The 13,880-nt window shown below is 68.0% G+C and carries 15 protein-coding genes; 6 read left to right on the top strand and 9 right to left on the bottom strand.

The window, feature by feature from the left end; genetic code table 11:
- Positions 1-80: 80 nt before the first annotated feature.
- The 5 genes from ABZ382_RS10755 to ABZ382_RS10735 all read right to left on the bottom strand — a co-directional run bounded on the left by ABZ382_RS10755 (position 81) and on the right by ABZ382_RS10735 (position 7,133).
- On the bottom strand, positions 81-1,553 hold the full coding sequence (locus ABZ382_RS10755; RefSeq protein WP_357086684.1) for a PepSY-associated TM helix domain-containing protein: 1,473 nt from the start codon (positions 1,551-1,553) through the stop codon (positions 81-83).
- Positions 1,554-1,754: 201 nt separating this feature from the next.
- Positions 1,755-2,330 carry a hypothetical protein gene (locus tag ABZ382_RS10750; protein ID WP_357086682.1) on the bottom strand — a complete coding sequence of 192 codons (576 nt, stop codon included), beginning with the start codon at positions 2,328-2,330 and terminating at the stop codon, positions 1,755-1,757.
- Positions 2,331-2,406: 76 nt separating this feature from the next.
- Entirely contained in the window at positions 2,407-4,062 is a 1,656-nt protein-coding gene (locus tag ABZ382_RS10745) for an acyl-CoA synthetase (protein ID WP_357086680.1), read from the bottom strand.
- 228 nt (positions 4,063-4,290) lie between these two features.
- Positions 4,291-5,946, bottom strand: a complete 1,656-nt coding sequence (locus tag ABZ382_RS10740; RefSeq protein ID WP_357086678.1) for an acyl-CoA synthetase — start codon at positions 5,944-5,946, stop codon at positions 4,291-4,293.
- A gap of 350 nt (positions 5,947-6,296) precedes the next feature.
- Positions 6,297-7,133, bottom strand: coding sequence for an SDR family NAD(P)-dependent oxidoreductase (locus ABZ382_RS10735; protein ID WP_357086676.1), 837 nt, complete (start codon positions 7,131-7,133; stop codon positions 6,297-6,299).
- Between the two features lie 99 nt (positions 7,134-7,232).
- On the opposite strand from ABZ382_RS10735, the gene ABZ382_RS10730 reads away from it, so the two are divergent.
- Positions 7,233-8,027: a helix-turn-helix transcriptional regulator gene (locus tag ABZ382_RS10730; RefSeq protein ID WP_357086674.1), complete on the top strand. Its 795-nt coding sequence runs from the start codon at positions 7,233-7,235 to the stop codon at positions 8,025-8,027.
- Positions 8,028-8,131: 104 nt separating this feature from the next.
- Positions 8,132-8,938 carry an SDR family oxidoreductase gene (locus ABZ382_RS10725; protein WP_357086672.1) on the top strand — a complete coding sequence of 269 codons (807 nt, stop codon included), beginning with the start codon at positions 8,132-8,134 and terminating at the stop codon, positions 8,936-8,938.
- A gap of 9 nt (positions 8,939-8,947) precedes the next feature.
- On the opposite strand, the gene ABZ382_RS10720 is transcribed toward ABZ382_RS10725, so the two are convergent.
- Positions 8,948-9,895 (bottom strand): serine hydrolase, encoded by a 948-nt coding sequence (locus ABZ382_RS10720; RefSeq protein WP_357086670.1) that lies wholly within the window; start codon positions 9,893-9,895, stop codon positions 8,948-8,950.
- Between the two features lie 220 nt (positions 9,896-10,115).
- On the opposite strand from ABZ382_RS10720, the gene ABZ382_RS10715 reads away from it, so the two are divergent.
- From ABZ382_RS10715 to ABZ382_RS10705, 3 genes are read left to right on the top strand one after another with little or no spacing between them, the layout of a single operon-like run.
- Positions 10,116-10,628, top strand: coding sequence for a hypothetical protein (locus ABZ382_RS10715; protein ID WP_357086668.1), 513 nt, complete (start codon positions 10,116-10,118; stop codon positions 10,626-10,628).
- A 59-nt stretch (positions 10,629-10,687) separates the two neighbouring features.
- Positions 10,688-11,284, top strand: a complete 597-nt coding sequence (locus ABZ382_RS10710) for a GNAT family N-acetyltransferase (RefSeq protein ID WP_357086666.1) — start codon at positions 10,688-10,690, stop codon at positions 11,282-11,284.
- 8 nt (positions 11,285-11,292) lie between these two features.
- Entirely contained in the window at positions 11,293-11,658 is a 366-nt protein-coding gene (locus ABZ382_RS10705; protein ID WP_357086664.1) for a VOC family protein, read from the top strand.
- 42 nt (positions 11,659-11,700) lie between these two features.
- On the opposite strand, the gene ABZ382_RS10700 is transcribed toward ABZ382_RS10705, so the two are convergent.
- Genes ABZ382_RS10700 through ABZ382_RS10690 form a run of 3 tightly spaced genes read right to left on the bottom strand, consistent with a single transcriptional unit; the run spans position 11,701 to position 13,071 of the window.
- Complete coding sequence (locus ABZ382_RS10700; protein ID WP_357086662.1) at positions 11,701-12,222, bottom strand: O-acetyl-ADP-ribose deacetylase; 522 nt, start codon at positions 12,220-12,222, stop codon at positions 11,701-11,703.
- Between the two features lie 57 nt (positions 12,223-12,279).
- Complete coding sequence (locus ABZ382_RS10695) at positions 12,280-12,633, bottom strand: VOC family protein (protein ID WP_357086660.1); 354 nt, start codon at positions 12,631-12,633, stop codon at positions 12,280-12,282.
- A gap of 24 nt (positions 12,634-12,657) precedes the next feature.
- The gene (locus ABZ382_RS10690; RefSeq protein ID WP_357086659.1) at positions 12,658-13,071 is read right to left on the bottom strand and encodes a DUF805 domain-containing protein; all 414 of its coding nucleotides are present in this window, start codon (positions 13,069-13,071) and stop codon (positions 12,658-12,660) included.
- 229 nt (positions 13,072-13,300) lie between these two features.
- Here ABZ382_RS10690 and ABZ382_RS10685 point away from each other — a divergent pair, with 229 nt between their 5' ends.
- Complete coding sequence (locus ABZ382_RS10685; protein ID WP_357086657.1) at positions 13,301-13,780, top strand: hypothetical protein; 480 nt, start codon at positions 13,301-13,303, stop codon at positions 13,778-13,780.
- The last annotated feature ends 100 nt before the right edge of the window (positions 13,781-13,880 follow it).

The following is a 13,880-nucleotide window of genomic DNA, read 5'->3' as shown; positions in this document are numbered from 1 at the left end:
CGCGTACGCGAGCTGCGAAAGGGTGTCAGGATCCGGCGGCACGGCCAAGAGGCCGTGTCGCTCAGTGGATTTCGGTGCGCCTAGGCAGTCTTGGCGCGCACGCGGGCTCCCACTCCCACGAGCGCGTCGATCACCAGGAAGGCCAGCAGCGGCAGACCGATCATCGGCGCGAACCAGCCGACCACCGCGGCGGCGGCCGCCAGCGGCAGCAGCACGACCAGCGGGGCGTGGGCGATCGCCCGGCGCGGAGCCTTGCCCACGGCGAGCTTCGACTCCTTGGTCGGGCGCCGCCGCCACCACATCAGGTATCCGCGCACGATCACCGTGCCCAGCCCGACCATGATGACCAGCAACAACAGCTGGTTGACCAGGCCGAACAGCAGACCCATATGGAACTGGATGCCCCAGTTGGTGAGCTTGGCCATCAGCGGCCACTCGGCGTAGGGCAGCTTGGCGGTGACATTGCCGGTCGCGCCGTCGACGGCGATGGCGTCGCGGCTGAACTGCCACGGCCGACGCAGCTCCTGCGCGACGAAGGCGGTGCCGTCCTTGGCCGGAACACTGATCTCCAGCGGCCCGGTCAGGCCGTTGGCGCGGGCGACGCCGTACACGGTGTCGGCCAGCGCCGCCTTCCCGGCCGGGGGAGTGGCGGCGGGAGCGCCGCCGTGACCGGCGTGCTCGCCGCCCGCCGGCATCGCCGGACCCGACGTGCCCGGCAGCTTGGCGTCGACCGCGGGGGTCTGCCAGCTCATGGCCTTGCGCAGCTCGGTCACGTTCTCGCCCGCGTACTTCGACCAGGTCATGCCGGTGGCCGACAGCAGCAGGATCACGGGCAGGATCCAGACGCCCACCACCGCATGCCAATTCAGCGTGCGTGCGCGGGGCCGCGACCGATCCGGGCGCACCAGCCAGGCCGCCGAGCGCTTCTCGCGCCGCGCCCGCACCCGCCGGTACCAGAGCACCAGCCCGGCCAGGGCCACCAGCCACAGCCAGGAGGCCGCGATCTCGCTGTAGAAACGGCCGACCTTGCCCAGGTGCAGGTCCTTGTGCAGCTTGTCGATCCAGGTGCGCATGGGCAGCGCGCCCGAACTGCCGTAGACGACGCTGTCGCCGACGGTCTGCGCGGTGACCGGGTCGACGAACACCGCGCGCCGCTCGGACTCGCCCAGCGACGGATCATTGAAGATGACCCGCGTGGTGTCACCGGCGTTCTGGCCCGGGGCCACCGCCACCAGCGCCAGCGAAGGCTCGACGGCCTGCGCGGCCGCGATCTGTTCCTTCAACGGCTTGGCGGGCCCGGTCGACGAGGTGTGCAGCAGATCGCTGGAGGTGATGTTCTCCAGCGTCGGCGAGATCGCGTACAGCGCACCGGTCACGGCCGCGATCAGGATGAACGGCGCCACGAAGACGCCCGCATAGAAGTGCAGCCGCAGCATGAGCGCCTGGAAGGCATTGCCCACGCCACGTTTCGCGGCCTTCCCGGACGCCGGCTCCGGCGTCGGGGCAGGGGAGGGTGGCGGTGTCGTCGCGACACCGCTGTCAGTGATTGTCACCAAAGGTCTTTCGGGTTCGAGGGAACACCCGGGGCGCGAAGGACCTGTCGACGGCGTGTCGAGACGGCACCCATGACCCCCTCACGGCGCGCGGGCGCGCACAACGGTCATGGGAATGCCGGACACCACCGCGACCGGTCACGGCCGTACGGCGAAATCACACGAACGCGAAAGTCCGTGTGCCCGGGTGAAAGTAAGGAATCAGCCTCGAACGAGCGCGGGCGGCCCGCGGGTATGGAATACGTCGGCCGCGAAGATCCGCAGCACGACCAGATCCCGGTGCGCGATGGGCAGCCGCGGCGGCCCCGACAGCACCGGCAGTGAAACCGGCAGCGGCAGCACCCGGGCCAGCACCGTGGTGCCGATCCGATAGGCCGCCTCCGCGCCCAGGATGACCACCGCCGCCACACACGCGGCCGTGATGTGCGCGGCCAGCATGGCCGGACTCCACATCGACGCGTTGTGGTGCATGTGGTGCATGCGGCCCGGCGAACCCCACATCATGGCGAAGTGGCCCAGCAGCTGCCCGCCGATCAGGGCGACCACCAGACCCGGCACGGTGGAGCGCAGCGCGTGCACGCTCGCCACCGCCGCGCCGACCGCGGCCGAGGCGGCGACCAGCAGCGTCAACGGCCCCGATTCCAGGGGCGCGGCCCTCGAGATCCAGCCGTGCGCGGCCATCGCGAGCGCCCCGGAAACCGAACCGGCCGCCCCACCGCGCAGCACCGCAGCATCGCTGCGGATTTGCGCCGTACGGCGGCCGGATTCGAAACTCACGCGCTGATAATAGCCACAGGGCTCCCAGCGAATTCCCAGCCCCGGACGAAAGCGGCCGGGGCGCGCGGGGATTCGGCTAGCCCTCTGTGACCTCCATCTCGATGAGCGGCTTGCGCAGCAGCTTGCCGGTGGCATTGCGCGGCAGTTCGTCGAGGAAGATGACCTCGCGCGGCACCTTGTACCGGGCCAGGTTCTCCTTCACGTAGTCCTTGATCTCCTGCACGTCGCGCTTGGACTCGGGGCCGGGGACCACGATGGCGCGCAGCCGCTTGCCGAAGTCGCGGTCGTCGACGCCGACCACGGCGGCCTCGAGGATGTCGTGCCGGTTGGACAGCAGGTTCTCGACCTCCTGCGGGAAGACGTTCTCGCCGCCGGAGACGATCATGTCGTCGTCGCGGCCGTCGATGAACAGCAGCCCGTCGGTGTCGAAGTGGCCGACATCGCCGGAGGACATGAGGCCGTCCACGTACTCCTTGGTGCGGCCGTCGGTGTACTGCTTGAACGAGTGCCCGTTCTCGATGAAGATCGTGCCGGTCACGTTCGGGCCGCTGATGCGCTTGCGGTTCTCGTCGTACAGCGCGATGCGGATACCGACCGGCGCCTTGCCCGCGGTGGTCGGGGCCTTGCGCAGCTCGCTCGGGGTGGCCACGGTCATGACCGCGCACTCGGTGGAGCCGTACACGTTGTAGAGGGTCTCGCCGAAGTAGTCGAGGGTGCGGGTGACGACGTCCGGCGGGATGGCCGAGCCGGCGGCGAAGATGACGCGCAGGGTCCGCTTCGGGTCGTACTTGGCCAGGGTCTCCGGCGGCAGGTCGAGGATGCGCTGCAGCATGGTCGGCACCACGGTCAGGCCCTGCGCCCGGTACTTCACCAGGTTGGCGAGGGTGGTCTCCGGATCGAAGCGGCGCTGCTGGAACACCACCCGGTTGCCCAGCGCGATCGACAGCGTGAACTGCGACAGGCCGGTGGCGTGGAAGATCGGGGCGGCCATCACCACGGTGCTGTTGCGCGGCAACGGGATTCGATCCAGGAACTGGGCCGTGATGAACGGCGACACCTTGTCGCGCGGCGCGCCCTTGGGGGTGCCGGTGGTGCCCGAGGTCAGGATGACCATGCCGCCCGGCTTCTCCGGCGGCGCCAGCGGCGCGGTGGACTGACCGGCCGCGACCGAGTCGATGGTCGGGATCGACGGGTCGGCATTGTCCTTCTCGTCGACCCAGGTCAGGATGCGCGGAATCTCGGCGGGGATGGCCGACATGAGATCGAAGAACTCGCTGTCGTGCAGCACGGCCTTGACGTTCTCGCGGGCGGCCACATCGGTGAACTGCGGCTTGGCGAAACCGGTGTTCATCAGCACCGCGCGCACGCCCAGCTTGCCGGCGGCGACCAGGCTCAGCACCATGCCGCGGTGGTCGCGGGCCAGTACGCCGATCACGTCGCCGGGGCCCAGGCCCTGCGCGGCGAGGCCACGGGCCAGCGCGGTCGACTGCTTGTCGAGCTGCTCGAAGGTGAGCTCGCCGCGCTCGTCGACGATGGCCGCGGACTTCGGATTGGTGTTGGCGGCGTGCACGACCGCGCCCGCGAAGGGGCCGAACTTCAACACGTTGATCGCCGAGCGCACCGCGTGATCGGGGCGCAGCGGATTGAACAGTCCCCCTCGGACCATCGCGTTGACGCTCAGTGCGGTATCGCCGGCCTTGCGTAGAACCGAGCCCGCCGATGGAAGTGACATGGGTACAACCTTCCGCGATCCCCCTGGCCGGACGAGTCCGCCGACGGACCACAACATCGAGATCCAGTGCGGTGCTAACCCTAGCAAGCGCAGGCAGCGAGGATGTGGCCGAGGTCTCCGTTACTCACGGTTACGAATAAACCTCGCAGCTCGTGGTGTGAATCCCAGGATTGCCACCGTGTCGCGGTGATCGGGACCGGGAAGGTGTGTGTAAGCGCCGCCCGTGATTCAGGCCGCGGGCGGCTCGTATTCGACCAGGACGCGGCGCAGCAATTTGCCGGTCGCGTTGCGGGGGAGATCGTCGAGGAAGAAGACGTCACGCGGCACCTTGTATCGGGCCAGATTCGCCTTCACGTGCGCCTTGATCTCCTCGGCGTCGAGTCGCACGCCCGGCTCGGGAACCACGAACGCGCGCAGCCGCTTGCCGAACTCGACGTCGTCCACGCCGACCACGGCCGCGTCGAAGATGTCGGGCCGCTCCAGCAGCAGGTTCTCGACCTCCTGCGGGAAGACGTTCTCGCCGCCGGAGACGATCATGTCGTCGTCGCGGCCGTCGATGAACAGCAGTCCACGGTCGTCGAAATGCCCGACGTCGCCGCTGGACATGTAGCCGTCGATGACCTCCTTCTTGCGTCCGTCGGTGTAGCCCTTGAACGGGGAACCGGAGCGGATGAAGACGCGGCCGGTGACATTCTTGGCCAGCACACGGCGGCCGTCGTCGTCGAACAACGCCACCTCGCAGGTGAGCGGGGCCTTCCCGGCGGTGCCCGGGGCCACGGTCAGATCCTCCGGCCGCGCCACCGAGGCGATCGCGCACTCGGTGGAGCCGTACAGGTTGTAGAGCACCGGGCCGAACACCTCGGCCGTGCGCGTCGACAGCTCCGGCGACAACGCCGACCCGGCCAGCACGATCCCCTTGAGCGAGGACGTGTCGTACTTCTGGCGAATCTCCTTGTCCAGCTCCACCATTCGATGCAGCATGGTCGGCACCGCCACCAGCATGTCCGCCCGGTGCTCGGCGATCAGGCGCAGTGTGCGCTCGGCGTCGAAGCGGCGGGCGGTCACCACCTTGTTGCCGAACGCGCACCCGGTCAGCCAGGTCGCGAAGCCGGTGGAATGGAAGATGGGGGAGACGATCACCATGGTGCCCCGCTGCGGGAAATCGATGCGGTCCACCATCTGCACGGTCGACAGCGGCCCGGTGCGGTCGCGCGGCGCGCCCTTGGGCAGGCCGGTGGTGCCGGAGGTGAGGATGATGAACCCGCCCGGCTTCTTCGGCGCGGGCAGCGGCGTCTTCGCGTTGGACTCGACCAGCTCGTCCAGAGTCTTCGCGCCGGACGGTATTTCGGCGCCCTCGTCGACCCAGGTCAGGATGCGGGGCAGCTCCTCGGGCAGGGCGTCGAGCAGGCCGAGGAATTCGCTGTCGTGCAAGACGACTCGCACGTTCTCGCGCTCACACACCTGCGCGAACTGGGGTTTGGCGAAACCGGTGTTCATCAGCGCCAGCCGTGCCCCGAGTTTGCCCAGGGCGGCCATGGTGAGGATCAGGCCCCGGTGGTCGCGGGCCAGCACGCCCACCACGGTGCCGGGGCGGACGCCGGTGCGCTGCAGGCCGCGGGCCAGCGCGTTGGACTGCTGATCCAGCTCGCGGTAGGTGAGTTCACCCCGCTCGTCGGCCAGGGCGGGCTGATCGGGGAACATGCGGGCCGCGCGGCGCACCGCCGTGGCGGGCGGGCCGAAAACCCGTGCGTCCCTGAGCAATCGCACCGTCTCCACCGGATCCGACGGGTCGCTCAACCCCAATTCTCGCAACCGCCGCAATCCCCTGAGCGCCTCGCCGGTGTGCGCCATGCGCTGCCGAGTCGAATGCAGAACCGAGGCCATGCGGACCACCTCCGTTGACGAGACGCTCGCCGCCCACCCGACGACGGTAGCGCCACCGTAACAGGGGTATGTGACGCCGGTTACACATTTTCGGTCACATCGGGCATCGGTATTATTCGCGAAATTCCCCGGATTGTTAACCCTGCCGTCGCGCGGACGTCACTCTCATCGCCCAGGCTGCGTGTTTCCCGCCCCGAATTGATGAGGAACTCAAATGGAACTTCTCGCCGTGCTTGCCAACATCATCACCGCCATGAGCACCGGGAGTGCCGCGCTGACCGCGCTGTAGGCAGAACGCATGAAACAGCCCGCCGAGGGGACCGGCGGGCTGTTCGCGTTTCCGGGGGTGCTCAGGCCTCGTCGAAGGCGGTGTTCAGGCCGAGTGCCGCGGTGGCGTCCAGCTCCGCGGCGACGGTGGCCAGCTTGGCGCGGATCGCGCCCACGGCGTCCGGGCCCAGGGCCAGGCGCAGCGGGGCGTCCCGCTGACCGACCGTGGCCAGCACCGCGGCCGCGGCCTTGGCCGGATCACCGGTCTGCTGCTGATCGGAGGCGGGCAGGCCGTCGCGGATCGCGCCGACGGTCCCGGCATAGTCGGGGATCGACGAACCGAACGTGAGGGCGTCGGGCCGGGCGAAACCGGTACGGAACTCACCCGGTTCGACGATCAGGACCTGGATGCCGAGCGGATTCACCTCGGCCGCCAAGGCTTCACTGGCCAGCTCCAGCGCGCCCTTCGCGGCGCTGTACGCGCCCACACCCGCGAAAGACATGAAGCCGCCCATGCTGGTCAGCTGCACGATCACGCCGGAGCGGCGTTCCCGCAACTGCGGCAGCACCAGCTGGGTCAGGCGCAGCGGGCCGAAGAACATCACCTCCATGGCGTCCCGCAGATCGGCCTCACTGGTCTCCTCGATCGCGCCGACGATGCCGTACCCGGCATTGTTGACCAGTACGTCGATGCGACCGGCCTCCTTGATCGCGCGCTCGGCGGCCTCGCCGTCGCGCACGTCCAGCGTCACCACCTGCACCTGATCCGGGTGCGTCGCAATGACTTCCGCCATCGTCTCGGGGCGGCGCACCGCGGCCACCACCTCGTCCCCGGCGGCCAGCACGGCCGCGGTGATGGCCGCGCCGAAACCACTGTTCGCGCCGGTGATCAGCCAGCGGCGGGGGTTCTGTGCACTCATTCCATTCCTTCGTCGCTGTGCCCCCGGCGAATTCACCCGGGGCGGTCGCGTCCAGTGTCGCGGCGCGCGGCATCGCCCGGTATGGCCCAAAGGTGGAAAATGGCTGGAGTGACTGGAGCCCTGCTCGATCCGCACCGCCGCCCCCGGCCGTTGCCCGACGGCGAACCGCTGACCGCCGAGGATCACCGGCGGCTGATCGGCGTGCTGGAAGCCGTCGACCGGGCCGTGGACCTGAGCGAGTTCCGGGAACGGCTGGTGCTCGCCCTGCAGAGCTGGTTCGGATTCGTCGGAGTCGCTGTGCTGCACGGGGATACGCTCGACGAGGCGATCCGTGAAGGCTGCGGCGTGCAGGGTGGATACACGGCGGCATTCATGGCCGACTACGCCGCACGCTGGGCGGCGGTGGACCCGCTGCGCAACGCGCTGGTCCCCGACCTGCTGCGCGCCCGCGGCGTCATCCGGCTCAGCGAGGTGCCGGGGTCCGACACGTTCCGCGCGGAGTTCCTGCACCCCAACGGAATCACCGACAAGGCGGCCATGCTGGTCGACGGCGGACCCGCGGGAGTGCTGTGCGTGGGCATGGCGGTCGCGGAGTCGCCGAGCGTGCCCGAACGCGATGTGGCGCTGCTGCACGCGCTGCGCCGCCACCTCGCGCCGCTGGTCGGCGAACAGCTCGCCCGCGACCGCGAACGGCGGGCCGCCACCGCCACCTGGCAGCTCACCCCGCGCGAATGGGAGGTCGCCGACCTGGCCGCGCGCGGGCTGACCAACCGGCAGATCTCCGAACGGCTGTTCATCGGTGTGGATACCGTGAAGAAACACCTCAGCCGGGTGCTGGCCGAGACCGCGTGCACCAGCCGCACCCAATTGGCGGTCCGCTTCGCCGCCGCCTGACCGGGCTCGAGCTCGACGAGGATCTCGGCCCGAACCGGTCGCGAGCCTGCATCGAACCGCGTGAACCCGACCCCGGAGCGGGGGAATCGCCGCAGAATCAGGAGATGAGCGACCTCTTCGACTACTCCGGCCGGACGGTGTTCGTGGCCGGTGGCACCAGCGGAATCAATCTCGGCGTGGCTCGCGCGTTCGCGCGGGCGGGGGCCTCGGTGGGGGTGCTGTCGCGCTCACCGGACAAGGTGCGCGCCGCCGTCGACTCGATCGGGGAGAGCGGGGGCACCGTGCTCGGCTTCGCCGCCGACGTCCGCGACTACGAGGGGGTGGAGCAGGGGATCGCCGCCATCTGCGGGGAACTCGGGGAACTGGACGTGCTGGTCTCCGGGGCCGCCGGGAACTTCCCCGCCGCGGCGGACACCATGTCGGCGGGCGCGTTCGCGGCGGTCGTGGACATCGATCTGAAGGGCACCTTCAATGTGCTGCGCGCCGGCCGCGAGCATCTGCGCGCGCCCGGGGCGTCGGTCATCACCATCTCCGCGCCGCAGTCGACCCTTCCGATGGCGATGCAGGCGCACGCGTGCGCGGCCAAGGCGGGCGTCGACATGCTCACCCGATGCGCGGCGCTCGAATGGGGGCACCACGGCATCCGGGTCAACGCGGTGGTGCCGGGGCCGATCGAGGACACCGAGGGCATGGCGCGGCTGGCGCCCACACCCCAGATGGCCGATATGGTGACCGGATCGGTGCCCATGGGCCGCTACGGCACCGCCCAGGAGATCGCCGACTGCTGCCTGTGGCTGGCCTCGCCCTACGCCGCCTACGTCAACGGCGCGATCATCCCCGTCGACGGCGGCTGGTCGCTGGGCGGCGCGTCCGAGGTGTTCACCGCCATGCGAAACATGTTGGCGGGCTGAGCGTCCCGCTCAGTGCCCGCCCGCCGCGATCTTCTTCGGATCGATGAACGCCTGCAACGGCGACAGATGCGTGTACGTGTCGAGCAACGACCGTCCCAGCGCGGCGTGCGCTTCCACCACCGGATTCGTGGCCCCGTAATTGTCGGCGTCGGGAGCCTGATCGGCGAAGAACGAGAACACCACCGACGGGGCCCCGGCCGCGTCGAACATGACGCCCGTTTCGTGCCGTTTGTCGTCGGACGCACCGTGTTTGACGGCGAAACGGGCCCGCTCGTCCGACGACATATTGCGCCGGACACCGTCGGTGTAGCCGACCGAGGACCACGTCATGATCCGCAGCACCGCCTGCGTCGACTCCTTCGACAGCAGCGTCCCCGAGGCCAGCCGGTACAACAGGTCGTTGTTCTCGCGCGCCGTGGTGACGCCCAGATAGAAGCGGCTCTCCCCGGGCAGCGGCTCCACGCGAGTCTGCTTGAACCCCAGCCGATCCAGCGTCTCGTTGACCTGATCACCCGGCACGAACCGCGACAGCAGCCGCACCGCGGTGTTGTCCGACACCTGCAACATCGTGGTCAGCAGATTCGCGACGGTCAGCTGATCCCCGAACGCGGCCTGGTTCAGATACAGCCCGCTGCCCTCGGCGATGATATCGGCGTCCAGAGTCGTGGTGTCCGACAGCTTCACCCGACCCGCGTCGACCTCGCTCATGAGGGCCGCCATCACCGCCAGCTTCTGCACGCTGGCGCCCTCGATCACGAAGTCGGCGTCCTCCTCCACGACCGGCACCGGCGTCCCCGACCCCAGATCGGTCACCAGGCAATGCCAGCGCCCGCCGGCCACTCTGGTGACCGCCCGGTACTGCGCGTCGAACGCGGGCCCCACCACCGGCACCCCGGCCCGGCCGACCCCCGCCGGGATCAACACACCCGCCGTAAGAGCCCCCGCCCCCAATAGCATTCGCCTACTGAATCCGCGCACCGCCGAAACCTATCCGCGCAGATCATATTTCGGCAACCGACGCTCCGCGCCCGCGCCACCGGTTCCTCCTATTTCACCTGGTCGCCCGACCGCTACCGAACCTCGAGAATTCCCTGTGATCGATTGAATACCAGCAGTATCCTGATCCTGCCGCTCCGCTCGAGCGGCCACAATGCGTGATCGACCAGGGGAGGCGCGCATGTCCGAACGGGCAGGCGTAGCGATCGCAGTAGCCGTCATCGGCGCCGCCGCCACCATCGCCGCGGCTTTCATCGCGGCGGGAGCCTTCGGCAACATTCATTTCGGCGCCGGGTCCGACAAGCCGGCGGACACCACCATCGTCGTCACCGGCAACGGCAATGAAGTGGGATCCGGAAAGGATGTGGGCAAACAGGAATCGAAGGGCCCCTCCGCGGACCAGATCGCCAGCTTCATCCGCAGCTACTACGCCCAACTGCCGTCAGGCACCGAATCAGCCTGGGCCCAGCTCTCCTCGTCCTACCAATCCCAGAGCGGCGGCTACTCCGGCTACACCAAGTTCTGGTCCACCGTCACCACGGTTCAAGTCGGCTCCATCACCAACACCGACTACCGAACCAGCACCGCCACCCTCACCTATACCTACACGACCGGCAAAACCCAGACCGAGAAACGCTGGCTCCGAGTCGAGTACGTGAACTCGCAACTCCGAATCACCGGCTCCGGAATCTGATCGATCCCCGCCTCCTCAACCGGTCGGAACGAGATCACCGAGGCGCTCGTTGGCAGGACATGACCTCATCGACGAACACCGTACGGCTGATCACCGACGCCGACGTCCCCACCGCGGTCGACACCCTGGCCCGCGCGTTCGCCGACTATCCCTACACCCGGTACGTGATCGACGCCGACAATCACCTGGAACGAATCCGCCGCTACCAGGAACTGTGCCTCACCCGCATAGCGATGCTCTACGGCAAGGTCTGGATCGCCGATGACGGCTACGCCGTCGCCGCCTGGTCCACCCCCGACCAGGACCCCACGCCCGCATTCGCCGACCTCGCCGCCGAACTGTCCGACCTCATCGGCAACCGGTCCGAAGCAGCCGCCGCCTCCGAAGCGGCCATCGAGCCCTACCGCCCCCATGACCCGGCATGGATGCTCCACACCGTCGCCGTGGCCCCCGAACACCAGAGCCGAGGCCTCGGCACCGCAGTCCTCCGCCCAGGCCTCGAAGCAGCCGCCCGAGCCGGCTACCCAGCCTTCCTGGAAACCTCCAGCGAGGCCAACGTCCGCTTCTACCAACACCTGGGCTTCGAAGTAACCGCCGACATCATGCTCGCCGACAACGGCCTCCGCACCTGGTGCATGCGCCGAGACCCCCGTTAGGAGCGCCGATGGCGTCCGTCAGAACAATCCAAGTCACCTTCGACTGCGCGGACCCCGCGCGGCTCGCCCATTTCTGGTGCCAGGTACTGGGATACGAGCAGCAGGATTCGGCCTGTGTCGACCCCTCAGGCATAGGCCCGCGCTTGTACTTCCAACGTGTGCCCGAAGAGAAGCTCGTCAAGAATCGTCTGCACCTCGACGTGCGCGTCGGCACCGGCCTCGTGGGCGAGGAGCGCGTAGCCGCTCTCGAGACCGAATGCGCAAGACTGGTCGCCCTCGGCGCCCGCCGCCTGCACTTGCTGCGTGCCGACGACGTCAACGAGTCATGCCTGGTCATGCAGGACATAGAGGGCAACGAATTCTGCCTCGACTGAAGCCTTTCGAGCGAAAGACCAGCCGCGGCTCCGATCGCCGCACTACCCGGCCGATGACCCGCGTGCGCTGGTGAAAGAGTCGTGAGCATTCTGGCTGAACAGCACGAAACGCACTTCCCGCACCGCGGTGTCGGCCGCTCGCACCGTCTCGATCGCGATCCGGGCACCGTCATCCATCGGCCACCCGAAAATGCCGGTCGAGATAGCCGGGAACGCCACCGTCCGCGCACCCAGCTCATCGGCCACCCGAAGCGATTCGCGATAGCACGACGCCAGCAGCTCCGAGCGGTCGTCCTGCGCCGACCACACCGGCCCCACCGTGTGAATCACCCACCGCGCCGGCAGATTCCCACCGGTCGTCGCAACAGCCGCCCCGGTCGCCAGCCCCTTCCCGTACCGCGACGCCCGCAATTCCCGACACGCGGCCAGAATCGCCGGACCCCCCTTCCGATGAATGGCCCCGTCAACACCCCCACCCCCGAGCAGCGAAGAATTCGCCGCATTCACCACGGCATCAACGTCCTGCTCGGTGATATCCCCCCGAACCAGCACGAGATCGACCATGCCCCCATTGTCCCCACCTCCACCGAAGCGGCAAGGGCCGATCAACGTGGCTGTGATTCAGAAGTACTGGACCAAACAGAATTCGTGCCCCTCAGGATCGGCCATCACAACGACCACTCCGCCATCATGATCGTGCCGCTCACCCGTGTACCTGCCCCCGAGCGCGATCACCTGCGCCATCCCCTGCTCGACATCATCCACCGCCACATCGAGATGAAGGCGCACCTTGCCGTACTTGTGTTCGCTCACAGGCTGAAAGACCAGCCGCGGCTCCGGATCATCAGAATGTCCGAGGTAAATCCAACCAGGTTCCGACGGCCCCTGCGGACGGTCCAACAGCGCACTCCAAAAGGAGGCAACCTGTTGCACATCAACGCAATCGATCGTCACCCCGACCCAGCGATTAGCCATCAGGCGAGTATCCATGCGATTGCGTCAGGAGTAGGCCAAGGGGCCGAGGTCCTGGGGTGTGCGGTTCTTCGGGTCGGGGCCGTATTTGTTGGGGCCGTGGGTGCCGTCGATGAGGGAGAGGACGAGCAGGGTGAGCATGCCTATGAAGGGGATGAAGGCGATGAGGATCCACCAGCCGGAGAATTCGGCGTCGTGCAGGCGACGTACCCGGACGGCCAAGGAGGGCACGATAAGTGCAAGCACGACGAGCCCATGAACGGTGGCCAGCACGGATGTTCCGCCGCCGTCAGGGTCGGCCAGGGCGATGTTGACGCCGGCCACACCAAAGATGATCAGCAAGAAGAACAGCGCGAACCACCAGAATTCGCTACGCCGGGCCCGCCCCCTAAACGTGGCGTAATTCGACAGAACACTCTTGATAGCAGCACCGAAACCCACAGGACCCTCCCCGAAACCCGAGGAGCCGACGCCACTCCCGCGTGGCTCCCGAAAGCAAACGCGGGCAACGTATCACGTGGTGAACGGCGTCATCGGCCACCTTCACCCGATCTGTGTAGCGCAACCGATTCGCTGACGGATACAGCCCCCAACTGATAGGCCCCGCCGAGATTCCTCCGGTGCTAGTCTGCGGCGGCCCTTACCTGGGCTAAGGAGATACAGGAGAATAATGAGCACGACAACACGCGGCCGTTTGATCGGCGGGGGAGTCGCGTCGGCGCTGGCGATCGCCGGTGTATTCGGAGCAGGTATCGCAGCGGCAGACACAGCGCCGACGTCGATCACCGTGGCCGGGGGCACCAACCTCATCGTCAATCACACCTACACGATCACGGTGCACTGCCAGGTGCAGGGCACCCTCGCCGTGGCGATCGATCTGGATCCTTACTCGGCGACAGACGCGAGCCAGCTCCTCGGCGGAGACAACATCGCAGCGGGTTCGAACCTGCTGGCGACTGTGCAGTGGACGCCAACCACTCTCGGATCCCACACCATCGAAGCGTATGGCTGTGCCAGCGGTGCAGGATGGCCCGGCTCCCGTCCGCCGACCGCAACCCTGGCGGTGAACGTCACGGCTGAGCCGACGAGTACCGGCAGCGCCGACTCTCTCCCGGTTGTCGGCAACGTGCTGAAGGCGCTCGGACTCTAGTTCCGTCATGGAATCACCGGCCGGTGGGCGTCTCCTGGGTAACGCGCACCGGTTCGAGCTTCCATCCGCCTGAACGCGCGCCAAGCAAAGTTGAGAGCTG

The sequence above is a fragment of the Nocardia sp. NPDC005825 genome (assembly GCF_040630175.1).
GTDB lineage: Bacteria > Actinomycetota > Actinomycetes > Mycobacteriales > Mycobacteriaceae > Nocardia.
The sequence above is the reverse complement of the archived record's forward strand: the minus strand, read 5'-3'. Positions and strand labels throughout refer to the sequence as shown.

Bases quoted from the DNA above. Each gene is read 5' to 3' on its own strand.
- ABZ382_RS10745 (WP_357086680.1), bottom strand. From the start codon at position 4,062: ATGTCACTTCCATCGGCGGGCTCGGTTCTACGCAAGGCCGGCGATACC.
- ABZ382_RS10740 (WP_357086678.1), bottom strand. From the start codon at position 5,946: ATGGCCTCGGTTCTGCATTCGACTCGGCAGCGCATGGCGCACACCGGC.
- ABZ382_RS10735 (WP_357086676.1), bottom strand. From the start codon at position 7,133: ATGAGTGCACAGAACCCCCGCCGCTGGCTGATCACCGGCGCGAACAGT.
- ABZ382_RS10730 (WP_357086674.1), top strand. From the start codon at position 7,233: ATGGCTGGAGTGACTGGAGCCCTGCTCGATCCGCACCGCCGCCCCCGG.
- ABZ382_RS10725 (WP_357086672.1), top strand. From the start codon at position 8,132: ATGAGCGACCTCTTCGACTACTCCGGCCGGACGGTGTTCGTGGCCGGT.
- ABZ382_RS10720 (WP_357086670.1), bottom strand. From the start codon at position 9,895: ATGCTATTGGGGGCGGGGGCTCTTACGGCGGGTGTGTTGATCCCGGCG.
- ABZ382_RS10715 (WP_357086668.1), top strand. From the start codon at position 10,116: ATGTCCGAACGGGCAGGCGTAGCGATCGCAGTAGCCGTCATCGGCGCC.
- ABZ382_RS10710 (WP_357086666.1), top strand. From the start codon at position 10,688: ATGACCTCATCGACGAACACCGTACGGCTGATCACCGACGCCGACGTC.
- ABZ382_RS10705 (WP_357086664.1), top strand. From the start codon at position 11,293: ATGGCGTCCGTCAGAACAATCCAAGTCACCTTCGACTGCGCGGACCCC.
- ABZ382_RS10700 (WP_357086662.1), bottom strand. From the start codon at position 12,222: ATGGTCGATCTCGTGCTGGTTCGGGGGGATATCACCGAGCAGGACGTT.
- ABZ382_RS10695 (WP_357086660.1), bottom strand. From the start codon at position 12,633: ATGGCTAATCGCTGGGTCGGGGTGACGATCGATTGCGTTGATGTGCAA.
- ABZ382_RS10685 (WP_357086657.1), top strand. From the start codon at position 13,301: ATGAGCACGACAACACGCGGCCGTTTGATCGGCGGGGGAGTCGCGTCG.